The organism is Bacillus sp. YH3-2-B2, assembly GCF_053663335.1.
The window spans coordinates 173,601-190,726 of record NZ_JBSJQE010000002.1; the positions used below are offsets into that span (position 1 = coordinate 173,601).

Genomic DNA, 17,126 nt, shown 5'->3' on the forward strand with positions numbered 1-17,126 from the left:
TTACCGCTCCTTTTTCATCGGTATTATAATGTCTTGTTCCTCGGCGACTTGAACCGCTTTTTCATAACCTGCGTCCGCATGGCGGATGATGCCCATACCCGGATCGCTTGTCAGAACGCGGGAAAGCCGTTGTTCCGCAAGGATGCTGCCGTCAGCGACCGCGACCATTCCCGCGTGAAGGGAATACCCCATGCCGACGCCCCCGCCGTGGTGAAAAGAAACCCAGCTTGCGCCTGAGGCCGTGTTGATCAGCGCGTTCAGCACCGCCCAATCGCCGACCGCGTCGCTTCCGTCTTTCATCGCTTCTGTTTCCCGATTCGGAGAGGCGACAGATCCGCAGTCTAAATGGTCTCTTCCGATGACGATCGGGGCTTTCAGCTCGCCGTTTCTGACCAATTCATTGATGGCGAGCCCCATCTTTTCCCGTTCACCGTAGCCGAGCCAGCAAATACGGGACGGCAGGCCTTGGAACGTGACTTTTTTCTGCGCCATGTCAATCCAGCGGTGGAGGGCTTGATTTTCTGGAAACAGCTCTTTTAATAAAGCGTCCGTGCGGTATATATCTTCAGGGTCACCGGACAGCGCAGCCCAGCGGAACGGCCCTTTTCCTTCACAAAATAAAGGCCGGATGTAGGCGGGAACGAATCCCGGAAAATCAAAAGCATCGGCGAGCCCCTCATCTTTGGCAGCTTGGCGGATATTGTTGCCGTAATCAAAGACGACGGCACCTTTTTTCTTGAAGGCGAGCATGGCTTCCACATGCTTTTTCATACTCTGCTTGGAAAGCCTTACGTATAAATCAGGCTGATCCCGGCGCAGGCGGTCGGCCTCCTCAAGTGAGTATCCTGCCGGAATATAGCCGATCAGCGGGTCGTGAGCGGAAGTCTGATCGGTCACGATGTCAATATGGACACCGCGGTTCAAAAGCTCATGATGCACCTCTGCCGCATTGCCGAGAAGGCCGATCGATAAAGGTTCTCCGGCTTGTCTGGCTGTTTCGGCCCAGCGCAGCGCTTCGTCAATTGATGCGGTTTTCCGGTCGCAATAGTTTGTTTCCATCCGTTTATCAATCCGTGTTTCATCCGCTTCAACGGCGATGACGACGCCATCATTCATCGTGACGGACAGCGGCTGGGCGCCTCCCATTCCGCCAAGTCCGGCCGTCAGCGTAAGGGTTCCTTTCAGACTGCCGCCGAAATGCTGTCTCGCAAGCTCCGCAAAGGTTTCATAGGTGCCTTGCAAAATACCTTGTGAACCGATATAGATCCAGCTGCCGGCGGTCATTTGCCCGTACATCATCAGTCCTTTTTTCTCAAGGTCATGGAAATGCTCCCAATCCGCCCATTTCGGCACGAGAACCGAATTAGCCAGCAGGACGCGGGGCGCGCGGCTGTGCGTGCGGAACAGTCCGACCGGTTTTCCGGATTGGATCAGCAGTGTTTCATCATCTTTTAACGTTTTGAGGGAGCGCTCAATCGCGTGAAAAGCTTCCCAGTTTCGCGCGGCCTTGCCTATGCCGCCGTATACGATCAGATCCTCCGGCTTTTCGGCAACCTCCGGGTCAAGGTTGTTTCGGAGCATGCGGAGCACGGCTTCCTGCTCCCATCCTAAGCATTCAAGTTCGGTGCCGCGGCCGGCGCGGATTGATTTCTTTACATCAGTCATCTTGTAAGTCCCCCTTCATTGGTCATCAGTTTTCGGTGATGCTCATTCGGCAGAAAAGACTCCTTCTTCAGCCAGTCACTCAGATGCTCGATGTCATAAGAAAACACGCGGTCTTCTTGTATGGACGGCACGATGTTTCTCATTTCGAGATAGAGCTGTTTTGTGTACGAGGCGCAATGTTCCGCACCCCGGTATTCCACAGCCTGCAGCGCGCAAATGGCTTCAACGGCAAGCACCCGTCTCGTATTCGCGATGATCTGGTAGGCGTGCCTTGAGGCGATGGTTCCCATGCTGACGTGATCCTCCTGGTTTGCCGATGAAGGAATGGAATCGACACTGGCGGGATGGGCCAGGGTTTTATTTTCTGACACGAGGGAGGCCGCCGCATATTGCATGATCATCGCTCCGGATTGTAAGCCGGGCTGAGGGCTCAGAAAGGGCGGCAGGTCATTCAGCTGCGGATTCACAAGCCGTTCAATACGGCGTTCAGAAATATTCGCAAGCTCGGCCGCCGCCACTTTGAGAAAATCCATGGCAAAGGCGATCGGCTGTCCGTGAAAGTTTCCGCCTGAGATGATTTTGGCGCCGTCTTCGAAAATGAGCGGGTTATCTGTCGCGGCATTCATCTCAATTTCTAATTTTTCTTTTACATACGCTAATGTCTGCCATGATGCTCCGTGGACCTGAGGGATACAGCGGATCGAATAGGCGTCCTGGACACGCAGCTCCCCTTGGACGGTCGTCAGCTTGCTGTCTGACAAGTAATAGCGGATTCGCTCTGCGACATCCATCTGTTCCTGATATCCGCGGGCGGCATGAATGTCCTCGTCGAACGCATCGATAATGCCCTGAAGGCCTTCGATCGTTAAGCTCGCGATCCGTTCCGACTGATAGGCCAGCTTTTCGGCCTCGAGGTAAGCGATCAGTCCCATCGCGGTCATGGCCTGCGTTCCGTTGATCAGCGCGAGCCCTTCTTTAGAGGTCAGGACGGCCGGCTGAAGGTTTGTCTTTTCTAAAGCATGAGCTGCCGGCATCCGGGCCCCTTCGTAAAAGACTTCGCCTTGCCCGATAAGCGCCAGTGCAAGATGAGAAAGCGGCGCCAAATCTCCGCTCGCCCCCAGTGACCCTTGCTGCGGGATGACCGGGTGAATGCGATGATTGAGATACGCGAGCAGTTGATCAATCAGCTCAGTCCGCACGCCGGAAAAGCCTTTCAGCAGGGCATTGGCGCGCAAAAGCAGCATGGCCCGCGATACAGATTCCGGAAACGGATCACCGACGCCGCACGCGTGAGAAAGAATCAGATTCAGCTGCAGATCCGCGGCGTCTTCTTTTTGAATCAGCACATCGCTGAACTTGCCGAACCCCGTCGTAATCCCGTAAATGGTCTTCTCTTCTTGAACGATCCGTTCAACCGCCGCCCTGCTTTTTTTCACACGTTCCATGCTTTCGGCAGATGCCTGAACCTCTTCAAAATCAAACAGCACACGCTGGGCATCTGCGGTTGTCAGTGAGGAACCGTCTAACGTTACCATCATTTCAACCCCTTTTTCTTTACTTTGGTAAAGCGCCCATACAAAAAGGAGCTATGCCATGAAAATGATATTTCACGCATAGCCCCCTATCATCTGAAATCTATGGGCTGATTCATATGTGATTAATTCCGACTCCGAATGTTTCGTGCTCAAGCCCCTTAATCGGAGCTCCGATCGTGCCGTAAAGTGAAACGGCGATCCAATCGCCTTCCGCCTCGCTTTCATACGGATTTCCCCGCAAGACGGCAAACTTCAGGCCCACGGTACGAAGCAGCGAGCCAAGCAGCATTTCGCCCCGCGTCACTCCGTGCAAAGCTTCCATTGTGGCATGATACAGCGCATGTGATTCGCGATAACCCTCAGATTGAATGACGCCGCTCTTTTTGGAAGCGGTTTCAATTGCGGCTACCACCTTATGCGCATCCATTGAACCCACCCTGCCGAGACAGACTTTCCAGCCGTCCCGTTCCAGCCGGCTGATCTGCTGGTTTTCTTCAGTCTCATGAAGCAGAAGAAGGACGGACAATCGCCCGATGCGGCGGTCTTTGTGTAAGGTCATATATGCTTCACTCAATTCTTAAATATTCTGATAACTAGTAACTGTTTTTTATATTAAGTGTTTGCGAATCAGAAGTCAAAACTTTTTTTCCAGTCTTTCACAAATCAGATTGCTATTGTATTAAAGCGGTACATCGGGAAGCCGGCGCTGTTGATCACATATTTCCGCCATCCGCGTCATAAAATGGAGCGTTGTCTTGAAAGCGTTTTAAGAAAAGAAGAGAGCGAGGAGATTTCAGAAAATGAAAACCAGTTTCTTTCGTGTGTGCCTGGTCTCAGCAGCGATTATCGGGTTCACTCTGCCGCAGGCAAAAGCCCAGCATCCCGTTTTTTCAGAGGTCAGCGTGCATGATCCGTCCGTCATTAAAACAAGCGATACATACTATGTATTCGGCTCGCATTTGGCTTCCGCCAAGTCGAAAAACCTGATGCAGTGGCAGCAACTGTCTTCAAGCGTCAATCCCAATAATCCCCTGATCCCGAACGTCTACACCGAATTAAAAGAGACATTCGACTGGGCCCAGTCTGATACGCTGTGGGCGCCGGATGTGGCTCAGCTGGCTGACGGGAAATATTACCTGTACTATAACGCCTGTAAAGGAGACTCGCCGCGATCCGCTCTCGGTGTCGCCGTGAGTGACAAAATTGAAGGACCCTACAAAAACAAAGGCATCTTTTTGAAATCAGGCATGGAAGGAAAAAGCGAAGACGGCACGACGTATCATGCAAACGTTCACCCGAACGTCGTAGATCCGCAAACGTTTTTTGACCATAAAGGCAAGCTCTGGATGGTGTACGGCTCTTACTCCGGGGGGATTTTTATACTGGAAATGAATCCGAAAACCGGTTTCCCGCTCCCGAACCAAGGCTACGGAAAAAAACTGCTCGGCGGAAATCACAGCAGAATCGAAGGCCCGTACATCAGCTACAATCCGGAAACGAAATATTACTATCTGTATCTGTCATTCGGCGGACTTGACACAGCCGGCGGCTACAATATGCGTGTGGCGCGCTCTAAAAATCCGGACGGTCCGTACTATGACGCCGCAGGCCATAACATGCTTGACGCCAAAGGAAAAGACGGCAGTTTCTTCGATGACAAAGCAATTGAACCGTACGGGGTCAAACTCATGGGCGGCTACAGCTTCGCCTCACAATCTGAAAAAGGCACGGGCTACGTTTCACCGGGACACAACTCCGTGTTTTACGACGGGAAAACGAAACGATCATACCTCATTTTCCACACCCGTTTCCCGAACAGAGGAGAAGAGCACGAAGTCAGAGTGCATCGGCTGTACATGAACAAAGACGGATGGCCCGTTGCAGCGCCGTACCGCTACGCGGAAGAACCGGATACACACATATCGGCAGCCGCCGCATCCGGAGCCTACAAACTCATCCAGCACGGAAAAGACATTACAGCTACGATCAAAACCCCAAAAACCATCCGGCTTAACAACGACGGCACCATTTCCGGGGAAATGACCGGAACCTGGACAATAACCGACAGCAGCAAAGCCCGAATCAACCTGAACGGCACAAATTATGACGGCGTCTTCCTGAAAGAATGGGACTCAGCGAGGGAGAAGGAAGTTGTGACGTTTAGTGTGCTGAGCGGTGATGGGGAGGCTGTTTGGGGAGTGAAGTAACTTTGTAATGCATTTACAAGTACTAGACTAGTTTTATCCAAAAGAGATATAATAAGTATGTATATGCAATTAACGCAAATCTAATTCTTAAACTTTAGTCCTTGAATAATGTTTTTTAAAATAGGAGGGAAGTTCTATTCTTGTATATAAAGATCGTTTATTTAATAATATTATACTAAATCCATATAACAAAGGAAGAAGAAAGCTAAAAGTGATTACTGCTTATGCTTCCCCTGCTTTTTTACATCATGTACTATATAGACTTAATGAAATTGAAATTGAAATGTACATCGGTATGACTAAATATCAGCCAATAACAGTATGGGATCACAAAGAATACTTAAAAATGGCGAGTGAAACTAATAGATTAAGTGTAAATTATTTTTATGGAGAGAGACCTGTCCACTCTAAAATTATTTATTGGGAGCAGGAGGGATTATTTGCATCAGAACTAGCTTTTGTTGGATCTGCAAATTTTACTAGAAATGGCTATGCTAATTATAGCGAAATAATGGCAGAGGCTGACTCAATAGAAATAGGAAATATTTTCAATGATATTGGGGAGTATATAGATTTTAAGCATCCCAATATTGAAGAGTATATTACATTTACATATCAGTCTGATTTGAGAAGTTCAGAACAAGAAGGGTCTGGGTTAGGGAAAATAGTAAAAGAAAAAGAATATAAACATTTTGATTTTCCGTTAACTATTAAAAGTGATAGAAGGAAGATTCATCAAAAATCAGGATTGAATTGGGGACAGCGTCCGGATAGAGAATCGAATCAAGCCTATATCCCTATTCCTAAAGAAGTTTATACAACTGACTTTTTTCCAGATAAGAAAATGCAATTCAATTTGATAACAGATGACGGAGAGAGTTTTACATGTGTAGTAGCGCAAGAAAACAATAAAGCTCTTGAGACACCAGAGGATAATAGCATACTGGGAAAATATTTCAGAAAAAGACTCAACGTACCATTAGGCAGTTTTGTTAGGGTTGAAGATTTAGATAGGTACGGGAGACATCATGTCACCATATATAAAATAAATAATGAAACTTATTTTATGGATTTTAGCTAAGGGAGAAATATAATGATTCGATCTGGAATAAGTAAGGTTGAGAAGTTCAGCAGAGTCTTAAAGAGAGAATTAGCAGAAAAGGAAATCAATAAGATAAAAAAAACAGCTGAAGAAATGAATGAAAAGATAGGGTTTCCTAATAATGAAACCCGTCAAGGTTTACTGTTTGGACAAGTACAAAGCGGTAAAACAAATAATATGTTGATGACAATTGCTCAAGCCTCGGATAATGGCCATCGTTTATTTATCATACTGACATCTGACAACCTGTGGTTGTATGACCAGACCTTAGAGCGTGTTCAAGAAGCGCTCCCCGGGTTACTTACTCTTGGAAAGGATTCTTGGGGAATTGAATCAATGACCTCTAGAATTCAAACAGCGTTAAACCATAACGGAGGAGTTGTTTTAGTTACCACTAAGAATAAAAAAATATTACCTAAAATGCAGGAGTTTATTAAAGAGCACATACCCCGGAATACAAGATCAGTTATATTTGATGATGAAGCAGATCAAGCAAGCTTAAATACGTTTGCCAATACTGAAGTGCAGGATAAATTAAGTGAAGTAAGTGCTGCTATTGTTAACCTTAGAGATTTTTTTAACAATCATGTCTACGTTCAAGTAACCGCTACGCCTCAAGCACTGTTATTACAAGGCGCAAACCAAGAATTCCGACCGGATTTTATTGTGAAATTCAGTCCCGGCGCAGGTTATATAGGGGGAGAAGCGTTCTTTGAAGAAGGTGCTGGTGCTCTCAAGACATTTGCAGACTCAGAGATTGATGACATAATGAACGAAGAATCAGATATTGCTCCCCATACAAAGGGGCTCGCTATCCCTACCGGTTTAAGACAAGCTCTATGCACTTTTTTTATTGGAGCTTCAATTAAAATTTGCAATGGAGAAGGGACAAATTATACATTTCTTTGTCATGTCAGTCATAAACAGGACGACCATCGAAGGTTAGAGACGATGGTTAATGGTTTTATTACAAGTCTATCTAAGGCTTTGCACGAAGAGAACCATGAAACAGAAAAAAATATTGTATATACTTATTTAAATGAAGCTTATCAAGATTTGCTGCAAACTAACAGCAGGACGCCTTCATTTGAATTAGTTATAGCGGAGCTAGCTGATAACATAACCAGCACGCAGTCACAATTAATTATTTCGGGGAGTCATTTTAAAAAACCTAGATACAGTTCCCCATTCAATATTCTAATAGGAGGAAATAAATTAGGCAGGGGAGTAACAGTTAAAAGGTTATTAGTTACTTATTATGGACGTTCCAGCCAAGCGCCCAAAGTTGATACAATTCTTCAACATGCCAGAATGTATGGTTATAGAGAACGAGATTTAGGTGTGTTAAGATTTTTCACATCGTACTCAATAGCTGAGATTTTTACAGAAGCCTATCTTTCTGAAAAAAGATTAAGAACAGTAATTAATAAGGCTGATTCTAGTGACCTTCAAGCATTAGTTCTGTCAAGGACAAAACACTCTTTGCTCAGGCCGACAAGATCGAATGTTATCTATCTGGATTCTGTATTATTTTATATGTCAGGAAAACGCTATTTTCCCAGAAATCCATTGGTAAGTAATGTGGGTTTGTTAGATCAGTTATTAGAAGATTATAAAGATGAACAAGGGCTGGAAATGATAACGATTCAAAGATTGATAGAAATCGTCAATCTAACTAAGTCTAAGAATATTGAGGGCGGTAGCTGGGATGATGAAGCAATTTTAGCTTGTTTGAAAAATATGAAAGAGATGTATAATAACCGCGGCTATATTGCCGTACGCAGAAACAGAGACATAAAAAAGAATGCCAGAACAATGCTATCATCGGATGATAATTTATTATTTAATCCGCATGGTCCGACTTTAATTATGTATAAGTACACTGGATCTGCGAATAAAGGGTGGTCTGATGATACACCTTTATGGGTGCCTAATTTAAGGTTCCCAGATGGAAATACCTATTTTATGTTTTCAACTAATGACATACCGAACGATTAAAATTACTATAAAAGGACGGGACTGATCTTAACGATCGAATATAGATTAAAAGGGGGTCAGTCTCTTTTTTATTTTTAAACAAATGAAAAACTTGCAAATGTTGTCATTTGCAAGTAACGATGTATTTTAGATGAGAAATGGAACTTTTTCCTCTTTAACTAACTCTTTAAAAGTCCATTTTGGCTCAATGGAGTCATATTCAATTCCAGCAAACGTTTTTAGTATCGCTTCTGCAATAATTTGAGCAGCTTTTGGAGGGACAGCCATGCCGATTTGCTGTCTTACCTTTTCTTTCTTTCCTTCAAATACAAAATGATCAGGAAAGGTTTGCAGGCGTGCCCGTTCTCTATTTGTTAAGGCGCGGGGCTCTTCCCAATGGTACACGTGAGTGCCGCCGCCGCCGCTTCCAGTCACCGTATAAGATGGTTCATCCGGATGAAGACGTTTATAAATCTGACTCATTCGGGCACCTTTCACTTTAAGTCGTAATTCTTCCGGAATGCCCTCATACCAGGCGTTCTTTCCGGGAGGAATATAGTTCAGCATCTCAATAGTTTTTTGATTATGTTTCGTAGGCTCATGATTTTCAGTAAAATCAAGAATAGGCGGATTATTGAGTGCGTCGTATGCAGTAACATACTGAGTTGGAGTAGTAGGAGCAGGAATTTTAAATTCTAAATTATGGTCTTTTCTGATACCTACTATAATAATACGGTGTCTTTTTTGCGGTACGCCGTATTCCTCAAATTTATATAAGTGAGGAGTGATTGTATAACCCATCCCCGCTTCTCCCAGTTCCCTCAATATCTGAATAAAAGCTTTACCTTCATTTGCACTTTGCAGACCGCCCACATTTTCAGCAATGAAAAATTTTGGGTTATGATAATTGAGCACCTTTACACCATATGAGTAGAGAGGGCCGTAATCGCCGCTCATTCCTTTATGTTCTCCAACTATACTGTAATCATTGCAAGGGAATCCAAAGGCTAATGCATCTATAGGAGGGAGGCTTTCTATATCCAATTCTTGCACAGGACCCTCAATTACTGACGGGTCATCAATATTTTTGCAGATATTTCTTCTGTATGTTTTACATGCAGATTCGTCATAATCATTAGACCACTCATGTTTTATGCTGTATTCATTACCGGAACTGTCAACGACACGGGCGCTTGTAATTCCTAAAGACAGTCCTCCTGGTCCGCTGAACAATTCTCCTTTTCGGAAGATCATATAAAAACCTCCATTAGTTGATCTCATACACATTATAAACTATAACACATCTTAACGCTAAAAAGAGAACGTTTGTTTCGCGAATTTAAAAGGAGAAAACTTTTGTTTTAATAGAAGATTTAAATGTTTTCATTGAGGGAAAACTTTTACAAATCGGGAGGGGAATCGTATGGCTGACACTCATACAAAAGAACAAAGAAGAAAGAATATGCAGGCGATTAAAGCAAAATCAAAATTAGAAGATAAAGTATCCGCAGCCTTATGGAACAGGGGGCTGCGATTCAGAAGAAATGTTTCATCTCTTTTTGGTAAGCCAGATATAGCTATTAAAAAATACAAAATTGTTATCTTTGTTGATTCTTGCTTTTGGCACGGATGCAGCTCTCACGGAAATCAGCCAAAAAGCAACAAAGTGTATTGGGAGAAAAAACTGAAGCGGAATAAGGAAAGAGATCAAAAGGTTACTTCCTACTATATAAAACATGGCTGGCATATATTAAGGGTTTGGGAACATGCTTTTAAAGAGAATTTTGAAAGAACAATAGATGAGATAGAAACTTTTATAAAAACGAATATGTAAATAACTGATTATAAATTTTTCCGGTGATAAACAATTGCTTTTTCCTATTCATCCTAATAAACCCATAGTGTAACATGAAAATAGTCTATAATGCCCAAAATTTACAAGCGAGGTGTTTACTTATACTAGCAGAGATGAACGCATTACATTCGGCAAGAGCCGACTTTGCTATAAAACAAGAGCACATTCATGCCTTGAAACAAGTCAGACATGAAATAACAAATTTAAAACATGAGTTTGCAGATATCAACCATTTGATCAGTCAGCCTCATTTATCCCCGCATACGTGGAAAGGGAGCCATGCAAAGGCCTTTGAAGAGTGTCGCGAAGATATGGCACATGCCTGGGCTGATATCAAAAAGGACCAGGTGAACGGGATAATTGAACGCATTAATGAAAAGAGGGTGACGTGCATACACTTCAGCACAGAATACGATCTATTGAGAATGAGATCCGAAAACAAAAAGAGAAGAGATGAGGTGCGATATGGGACAGGAGATCAAGATGGATTTCCATATGGTAAAGCAGGGGACAAACTGAAGCTGTATCAAGCCCATTTTTGCAAAGTGAGGTTATGCCCTATGTGTGCGTGGCGCCGGTCGTTAAAAATTGCTTATCATAATAAATTAATTGTGGAAGAAGCTAACCGGCAGTACGGTTGCGGGTGGATTTTTCTCACGCTGACTGTCAGAAATGTAGCAGGAGAAGAGCTGAAGTCTAAGATTTCTGACATGATGAAAGGGTTTAATCGTCTCATGAAATACAAAAGGGTCGATACAGCGGTACTTGGCTATTTTAGAGCTTTAGAGCTTTAGAGATTACTAAAAATCATGAAGAAGATACATATCATCCGCATTTTCATGTGTTATTGCCTGTGAAGAGAAGTTATTTTGGCAAAAATTATATCAAGCAGGCAGAATGGACAAGTCTTTGGAAAAGGGCGATGAAACTGGACTATACGCCGATTGTTGACATTCGAAGAGTCAAGGGAAGAGCTAAAATTGATGCTGAGCAAATTGAGAGCGATGTGCGGGAAGCCATGATGGAGCAAAAAGCAGTTCTCGAAATTTCTAAATATCCTGTTAAGGACACGGATGTGGTGCGTGGCAGCAAGGTGACGGATGATAACTTAAATACTGTGTTTTACTTGGATGATGCGCTTTCTGCGCGAAGGCTGATCGGGTACGGCGGCATTTTGAAGGAGATAGGAGATACATAAAGATCTGAGATCTGAACCTTGAAGATGCGGAAGACGGCGATCTGGTTAAGATTGATGAGGAAGACGATGAGGTGGCAAACAGCGCTTTTGAGGTCATGGCTTATTGGCATCCCGGCATCAAAAATTACATAATCAAGTGAAAGGGAGCAGGCCATGTGGCTTGCTCTCTTACTTTGTGGAACCGTTATTCAATACAAGCAGAAACGATGGCCGTAATGCCAAAGAAGTCCATTATCGCCTCTTTTATTTCAGGGCTGGCTTTTGAAGCTGCTTTGGAGACTGCTTTGTTCCAAGCGGTTTTTTTACTGCGATATTTTTTCTTGTAATAATTGTAGTACTGATATGTTTTAGTGACGAATGTCTTTACTCCACCCAAGGCTTTTATTGCCTTTTTGATCTTTAACAATTTTGCAGGAGCGAAAGCTAGGCTGGCAAGTGCGGTACCAACAGCACTTATACAACCTAGGACACCTTGAGTCTTGAATGGTTTGTCCGATTGATGAAGCTCAGTTGCAGCGGCGTTCATATCATTGATTAGCGATTGATCATCGATGTTATTTCTGAACCAATCTAAAATTGCATCAGAACCTTGGTTGACCACTGAGTCAGGTATGTTTTCAATTGCGTATAATGCTTTTTGACTAGAAAGCAAACTTGAAAATTCTTTTTCGAGATTAGTGTCTCGAACTAATGATTGATTATTCGGTGATTCAGCGGCTTCAGCGGCTGTCGTTCCAAGGATTGAAAATAAAAACACTGAAACAACTGCCAAAATAATTTTACTTCTGTACTTTAGAACAAATTTCATATTATCCCCCTTTTTTACTTGAAAATACCTTGTAAATTATAAACCATTTTACCACTTGATTCCATAGTGGAAATTGTGTCATGATGGATTTAGGTATATAAAGTGTTTAACAGAAAGAGTGAGGGGATCAGCAATGAGTGACAAAAAATATGAATCTATACACTGGTTTGCGTCAGTACTAGCGTTTTTATTAATAATTTTGAATAGCTTTTTTACAAAAATTGAGGGTGTAACTGTTGGTATTGCGATTGTATACATAGTGATCATGGGAATTGTTAGGAGTACATGGAAAAAAGCTAAAATAGATTAAGCAGGCCTTCAGGCCTGTTTTTTTATTGCGGTGCAAAAGAGAGAAAATTGTTATGCATGAGTGAAAAAATAAAAAAGTGGACTCGGTGAAAGTCTCCTTTTTTGTAACACGCCTGACGGAAATCGAGAGATTTAGCATGTACACAGGGTGGTGTGTATAAGTGCGCCATTTTCCGTGTGTTCTATTTCCAAAATTGCCACTACTTTTTTTGTTTAGTGGCTGCGATCATTCTTTGTGTCTCTAGCGACTTCCGTAATGCCGCAGTGAGTGTCTCGTGTCTTTCATGCTGTCTTTTTTCGAATTGTTCCATCCGTTCCGCCATTCTTTGGTTGAATTCTTGCCTGTCGCTTCATGAATTCCACCAAAGGATTGTCCTGTAGCGATGTAGCGGTATCCGATATGGTCAGTTTTGAACGATACAGGCTTGCTATATGCTTTACCGTTTCGTCGAGTGAGTGTCCATTGATCTTAGTCATTGTACATAGATACTCTAAAGTCTTTACGTCATCTTCGGTATAGAGTCGCCATCCTTTCGAATCTTTATTGAACGAGTAGCCTTGTTCTTCAAGCATACTGGCATACTTGCGGACAGTCACCGGCTCTATACCGAGGTGTTTTGCGACGTCCTTGGACGATAATTTGACTCCCATATCCATCACGAATCACCTCGTAAAATAGGTTCGCTATGGCGAGGTCAGACACCTTTAAGTGTTGCACCCTTTATTATGATTTGAGTTGTTTTGAAAAGGGTGCATTTTAAAAGGCGCTGCATACCTAAACGAGAGGAAAAATCCAGTCATGACAGGGGACTGACTGGGTTCTTTTGTGTTTGAGTTTGTTTTGGAATTTAGGAGCGGTCACGGAGTGCCCAGTTATACGCACCAAATAAATTGGGGCGTACTGGCGAAAATGACCCGCAGGGCCTTTTGATAAAGAGGAGGGGGTAGTAATGCAAGAGATTGATTTTGAAACAGGGATGAAATATGTAAGAGCAACCCTTGGCTTTGAGGGCATAGTGCTGACGGAAGAAGAGGAAAAGCTCTTAGAAAGGCGGTTTCATGGAGAAATCACAGAAGAAGAATACATACGAAAAGCGCTAGAGCTGTCTTATTCCGGTAGTTCAAAATAAGGGATGTGAAGTTTTCGAGGGGTTGGGAAGGAGCCGAAAAAATGAATGGTGATAAGAAGAGGGAAATCCAAAGAAAATATAAAGAGCAAATGCGAAGGAAAAAAGTGACCTACACTGTAGAAGCAGTGGTTGTTACTGCGATTGTTGTGTTAATTATTTTTTTGAATTGCGTTATTAAAGGATTTTAGGGAAGCAAGCGAATAGGGCGTGAGTCAACGGTAACCGGACCGTAGGGAGGATTAAGGAGTTGACTCACTCAGCGCCACCCGGACCCTTTTAGAATGAAAAAACGCTACGGCTATATCTATGTCGACCGCGGCAATGACGGAAAAGGCACGTTTGAAAGAAAGAAAAAGAAAAGTTTTTATTGGTATAAAGACGTCATCGCCACAAACGGAGAAAGTCTGTAAGCGCAATGTTCCGGAGAAAGCCGGCAAAATTGACATTCAGCAAAGAGAGGAGGACAATAAAAGCAGAAAGGCGGGATTCATATGTTTAAAAAAATTCTTGCAGCAGTAGACGGTTCAGACATGAGCAGCAAAGCTTTGGACGCAGCGATCCATCTGGCGAAAGAACAGCAGGCTGAACTCACCATTCTCTATGCGGGACGTGAAGCCGTTGTCTCCACATCAGCCTTAACAGGGATTGTCTATGTTCCGGAAAACTTCATTGAAGACATCAAACATGAAGTCGAGCAAAAAGGAGCGGCCATTCTGGAAGAGGCCAAGCAGAAAGCGGCTGAAAGCGGGGTAAATGCGGAAAGCCTGTACGTCCAAGGCGAACCTGCGCATCAAATTTTAAACATAGCGAAAGAACAGCATTTCAATCTGATTGTCGTCGGAAGCCGCGGAATCAGCGGATTTAAAGAAATGATGCTCGGAAGCGTGAGCCATAAGGTCTCACAATTGTCTCCTTGTCCTGTACTGATCGTTCATTAAACAGAAGACCCTGCTGATGCGGGGTTTTTTTAAATGAGAAAAGACCGCCGTCTTTCGAAAAATAGGATGAAATCTTCCTCTGAATCAAGTAAAATGGCTGTTAGTATTTGTCTGAATAAACAGTCAATGATATGGGGGAAGCGAATCAATGCAAGCTGAACAAACATCAAATGCCGTCATCAAAATGGTCATTTCCATGGTCATTTTCGGATCAATCGGCTTTTTCTCGGAACATACGAATGTGCCTTCAATTGAACTGGTCTTTGTGAGATGTCTGTGCGCCTCATTGTTTCTGGGCGTTTGCTGGTTTGGTTCCGGACGGTACCGCACCGAACAATGGAACCGGCGTGAGGTGCTGCAGACACTGGCCTGCGGATTTTTTCTCGTGCTGAACTGGGTGTTTTTATTTAAATCATTTGAGGAGACATCAGTGACGATAGCGATTTCCGTTTATCATCTGGCTCCGGTTCTCGTCCTTCTTCTAGGGAGCCTTATATACCGGGAGAAACTGCATATTGTGTCCGTCACTTCCATCGTGATTTGTTTTCTGGGCACCGCCCTGATTTCCGGCATCAACGGAAGTACATCATTTTCTCAGCTGATGGGATCGGGTATTATTTGGGCCGTGCTGGCCGCCCTTTTTTACGCCTTTACGACACTGGCCGGGAAAGGTATCAACAGTCTCAGCCCATATGCGGTCACCTGTTTGCAGACCGGGTTGGGCGTTATCATTCTTCTCCCGTTCGTCCGTTTCGGCGCTTTTTCTGATTTGTCGCATGTGAACTGGATCATGATTGTGTCAACCGGTATCATTCATACGGGAATTGTGTATTTGCTCTTTTTTGACAGCTTGCGGTTTTTATCCACCCGGTTTATTTCAATCATCGTATTTCTTGATCCGGCGGTGGCGATTGTGCTTGACACCGTATTTACGGGATTTCGCCCCGACCTTTATCAATCTTTGGGGATTGTGATGATTTTTGCGGGGATGGCGCTGTCCTTGATTCGAAAGCAAAAAGCCGTGCCGGCGGAAACTCAGGCAGACAGCACCCGTATATAGGCGGCCGTATCGGCTGCTTTTTTTATTTTGGGGCTTTTCAGCCATAACGAAAAAGCAGACAAACAGATCATGGAAAAAGAGGATAGTAATTGTATAATACTTCATGTGTTTACAATTTAAGAGATTAAAGGAGTGAAGGGCATGAAAAAGAAGACGCGTCATCTCGCTTTCTTGGCTGCACTCGGCTTTGCGCTTTGTCTGGCCATCGTATGTTCCGCATCCAAGCAGGCAGAAGCGGCAGCGGCTTATCCGGATGTGATGCAGGGACTTACCGGATTCGCTGGCAATGCGAAGGATCATAACGGAAAAGCAAAATCCGCCGTATCGGGAGGCCAGGGCGGCCCCGTCGTCTACGTCAGCAATCTCAATGATCTGAAAAACAATGCGGGCGGAACGGACCGCAAAACCATCGTCATCACAAGTGATATTTCTTCCCCGGGTAAAGCCGTTGTGACAGTCGGCGCCAATAAAACCATCGTCGGCTCTTATACCAGCCACAGGCTGACCAACATCTATCTGACCACCGGCTCCGGCTCAAACAATGTGATTTTCAAAAATCTCATTATCAGCCATAATGCCGCCATTACAGGCAACAACGACATTCCGATGTACATAGCGAACGGACAGAATTACTGGATTGACCACGTGTGGTTTGAAGGACACAGCTACAATCCGAACAGCCACAGCGATTTGGGAAAGCTTCTGTATGTCGGCGCCAAAGCGGATTTTGTGACGCTGTCTAACTCTAAATTCACAGACCATCTGTACGGCCTGATTCTCGGTTATCCGAATGATGATAACGAAGGACGCAATTATATCGGCTATCCGCATATGACGATCACCAACAACTATTTTAATAACGTCTATGTGCGTTCACCGGGCCTGATGAGATACGGCTATTTTCACGCGAAAAACAACTATGTGACCAATTTCAATTTAGGATTCACCATTCACACAAACGCGACTGTCTTCTCAGAAGCCAACTATTTCGGTAACGGAAATGAAAAAGGCGGAATGATAGACGATTACGGGACGGCCCAATTCACTGACATCGGTTCATTCCCGTCGCTCAAAGCCCCGAAATCACCGCGCACCGGCTGGAATCCGAGATCAAATTACAGCTACGGCACGCTTTCAGCCCAGGACGCCAAAAACTTCGCCCAATCCTACGCGGGAGCACAAAATACAAATCTTCGCTATCCATAATACGAAAAACCGCCGGCACCCGGCGGTTTTTTATATGAATAAAAGGTTCAAAATTCCTATAATCCTTAAAATAACCTTAAATACCTAGGGAAATATTGATAAACAATTTCAATAATATTACTATTGTTAAGCCTAT

16 protein-coding genes and 2 pseudogenes are annotated in these 17,126 nt (G+C 44.1%); 12 read left to right on the forward strand and 6 right to left on the reverse strand.

Features of this window, described 5'->3' with window-relative positions; genetic code table 11:
* The 3 genes from hutU to hutP form a co-directional block, all read right to left on the reverse strand.
* Positions 1–1,665, reverse strand: a complete 1,665-nt coding sequence (gene hutU, locus ACWJJX_RS05785; protein ID WP_229154612.1) for a urocanate hydratase — start codon at positions 1,663–1,665, stop codon at positions 1–3.
* A complete protein-coding gene (gene hutH, locus ACWJJX_RS05790) occupies positions 1,662–3,200 on the reverse strand; it encodes a histidine ammonia-lyase (protein ID WP_077723050.1) in 1,539 nt (512 codons plus the stop codon). Before hutH ends, hutU begins: the two co-directional genes overlap by 4 nt.
* A gap of 112 nt (positions 3,201–3,312) precedes the next feature.
* A complete protein-coding gene (gene hutP, locus ACWJJX_RS05795; protein WP_004393292.1) occupies positions 3,313–3,759 on the reverse strand; it encodes a hut operon transcriptional regulator HutP in 447 nt (148 codons plus the stop codon).
* Between the two features lie 241 nt (positions 3,760–4,000).
* Between hutP and ACWJJX_RS05800 the strand changes: the two genes are divergently transcribed.
* The 3 genes from ACWJJX_RS05800 (at position 4,001) to ACWJJX_RS05810 (ending at position 8,507) form a co-directional block, all read left to right on the forward strand.
* Positions 4,001–5,407 carry a glycoside hydrolase family 43 protein gene (locus ACWJJX_RS05800; RefSeq protein WP_454022818.1) on the forward strand — a complete coding sequence of 469 codons (1,407 nt, stop codon included), beginning with the start codon at positions 4,001–4,003 and terminating at the stop codon, positions 5,405–5,407.
* A gap of 169 nt (positions 5,408–5,576) precedes the next feature.
* Positions 5,577–6,488, forward strand: coding sequence for a restriction endonuclease PLD domain-containing protein (locus ACWJJX_RS05805; protein WP_454022950.1), 912 nt, complete (start codon positions 5,577–5,579; stop codon positions 6,486–6,488).
* Positions 6,489–6,500: 12 nt separating this feature from the next.
* On the forward strand, positions 6,501–8,507 hold the full coding sequence (locus tag ACWJJX_RS05810; RefSeq protein WP_044052779.1) for a Z1 domain-containing protein: 2,007 nt from the start codon (positions 6,501–6,503) through the stop codon (positions 8,505–8,507).
* Between the two features lie 126 nt (positions 8,508–8,633).
* On the opposite strand, the gene ACWJJX_RS05815 is transcribed toward ACWJJX_RS05810, so the two are convergent.
* Positions 8,634–9,740 carry a DNA cytosine methyltransferase gene (locus tag ACWJJX_RS05815; protein ID WP_454022819.1) on the reverse strand — a complete coding sequence of 369 codons (1,107 nt, stop codon included), beginning with the start codon at positions 9,738–9,740 and terminating at the stop codon, positions 8,634–8,636.
* Between the two features lie 169 nt (positions 9,741–9,909).
* Between ACWJJX_RS05815 and ACWJJX_RS05820 the strand changes: the two genes are divergently transcribed.
* Positions 9,910–10,320 carry a very short patch repair endonuclease gene (locus tag ACWJJX_RS05820; RefSeq protein ID WP_032875610.1) on the forward strand — a complete coding sequence of 137 codons (411 nt, stop codon included), beginning with the start codon at positions 9,910–9,912 and terminating at the stop codon, positions 10,318–10,320.
* A 533-nt stretch (positions 10,321–10,853) separates the two neighbouring features.
* A pseudogene (locus tag ACWJJX_RS05825) lies at positions 10,854–11,679 on the forward strand (protein rep); the annotation flags it as partial.
* A 44-nt stretch (positions 11,680–11,723) separates the two neighbouring features.
* Here ACWJJX_RS05825 and ACWJJX_RS05830 read toward each other — a convergent pair.
* A complete protein-coding gene (locus ACWJJX_RS05830; RefSeq protein ID WP_032875613.1) occupies positions 11,724–12,347 on the reverse strand; it encodes a hypothetical protein in 624 nt (207 codons plus the stop codon).
* Positions 12,348–12,480: 133 nt separating this feature from the next.
* Here ACWJJX_RS05830 and ACWJJX_RS05835 point away from each other — a divergent pair, with 133 nt between their 5' ends.
* On the forward strand, positions 12,481–12,657 hold the full coding sequence (locus ACWJJX_RS05835; RefSeq protein ID WP_024085988.1) for a hypothetical protein: 177 nt from the start codon (positions 12,481–12,483) through the stop codon (positions 12,655–12,657).
* A gap of 281 nt (positions 12,658–12,938) precedes the next feature.
* On the opposite strand, the gene ACWJJX_RS05840 is transcribed toward ACWJJX_RS05835, so the two are convergent.
* On the reverse strand, positions 12,939–13,313 hold the full coding sequence (locus tag ACWJJX_RS05840) for a MerR family transcriptional regulator (RefSeq protein WP_390892594.1): 375 nt from the start codon (positions 13,311–13,313) through the stop codon (positions 12,939–12,941).
* A gap of 293 nt (positions 13,314–13,606) precedes the next feature.
* Between ACWJJX_RS05840 and ACWJJX_RS05845 the strand changes: the two genes are divergently transcribed.
* The 6 genes and pseudogenes from ACWJJX_RS05845 to ACWJJX_RS05870 all read left to right on the forward strand — a co-directional run bounded on the left by ACWJJX_RS05845 (position 13,607) and on the right by ACWJJX_RS05870 (position 16,990).
* Complete coding sequence (locus ACWJJX_RS05845; protein ID WP_454022820.1) at positions 13,607–13,786, forward strand: hypothetical protein; 180 nt, start codon at positions 13,607–13,609, stop codon at positions 13,784–13,786.
* A 41-nt stretch (positions 13,787–13,827) separates the two neighbouring features.
* Positions 13,828–13,974, forward strand: coding sequence for a hypothetical protein (locus tag ACWJJX_RS05850; protein WP_317461549.1), 147 nt, complete (start codon positions 13,828–13,830; stop codon positions 13,972–13,974).
* A gap of 93 nt (positions 13,975–14,067) precedes the next feature.
* Positions 14,068–14,196, forward strand: a pseudogene (locus tag ACWJJX_RS05855) (family 1 glycosylhydrolase); the annotation flags it as partial.
* 81 nt (positions 14,197–14,277) lie between these two features.
* A complete protein-coding gene (locus ACWJJX_RS05860; RefSeq protein WP_039253283.1) occupies positions 14,278–14,724 on the forward strand; it encodes a universal stress protein in 447 nt (148 codons plus the stop codon).
* 148 nt (positions 14,725–14,872) lie between these two features.
* Positions 14,873–15,784, forward strand: coding sequence for a DMT family transporter (locus ACWJJX_RS05865; RefSeq protein WP_070082594.1), 912 nt, complete (start codon positions 14,873–14,875; stop codon positions 15,782–15,784).
* Between the two features lie 141 nt (positions 15,785–15,925).
* Entirely contained in the window at positions 15,926–16,990 is a 1,065-nt protein-coding gene (locus ACWJJX_RS05870; protein ID WP_014306116.1) for a polysaccharide lyase family 1 protein, read from the forward strand.
* Positions 16,991–17,126: the final 136 nt, after the last annotated feature.

Coding starts and splice junctions, on each gene's coding strand:
- hutU (WP_229154612.1), bottom strand. CDS start 1,665: ATGACTGATGTAAAGAAATCAATCCGCGCCGGCCGCGGCACCGAACTT.
- hutH (WP_077723050.1), bottom strand. CDS start 3,200: ATGGTAACGTTAGACGGTTCCTCACTGACAACCGCAGATGCCCAGCGT.
- hutP (WP_004393292.1), bottom strand. CDS start 3,759: ATGACCTTACACAAAGACCGCCGCATCGGGCGATTGTCCGTCCTTCTT.
- ACWJJX_RS05800 (WP_454022818.1), top strand. CDS start 4,001: ATGAAAACCAGTTTCTTTCGTGTGTGCCTGGTCTCAGCAGCGATTATC.
- ACWJJX_RS05810 (WP_044052779.1), top strand. CDS start 6,501: ATGATTCGATCTGGAATAAGTAAGGTTGAGAAGTTCAGCAGAGTCTTA.
- ACWJJX_RS05815 (WP_454022819.1), bottom strand. CDS start 9,740: ATGATCTTCCGAAAAGGAGAATTGTTCAGCGGACCAGGAGGACTGTCT.
- ACWJJX_RS05820 (WP_032875610.1), top strand. CDS start 9,910: ATGGCTGACACTCATACAAAAGAACAAAGAAGAAAGAATATGCAGGCG.
- ACWJJX_RS05830 (WP_032875613.1), bottom strand. CDS start 12,347: ATGAAATTTGTTCTAAAGTACAGAAGTAAAATTATTTTGGCAGTTGTT.
- ACWJJX_RS05835 (WP_024085988.1), top strand. CDS start 12,481: ATGAGTGACAAAAAATATGAATCTATACACTGGTTTGCGTCAGTACTA.
- ACWJJX_RS05840 (WP_390892594.1), bottom strand. CDS start 13,313: ATGGATATGGGAGTCAAATTATCGTCCAAGGACGTCGCAAAACACCTC.
- ACWJJX_RS05845 (WP_454022820.1), top strand. CDS start 13,607: ATGCAAGAGATTGATTTTGAAACAGGGATGAAATATGTAAGAGCAACC.
- ACWJJX_RS05850 (WP_317461549.1), top strand. CDS start 13,828: ATGAATGGTGATAAGAAGAGGGAAATCCAAAGAAAATATAAAGAGCAA.
- ACWJJX_RS05860 (WP_039253283.1), top strand. CDS start 14,278: ATGTTTAAAAAAATTCTTGCAGCAGTAGACGGTTCAGACATGAGCAGC.
- ACWJJX_RS05865 (WP_070082594.1), top strand. CDS start 14,873: ATGCAAGCTGAACAAACATCAAATGCCGTCATCAAAATGGTCATTTCC.
- ACWJJX_RS05870 (WP_014306116.1), top strand. CDS start 15,926: ATGAAAAAGAAGACGCGTCATCTCGCTTTCTTGGCTGCACTCGGCTTT.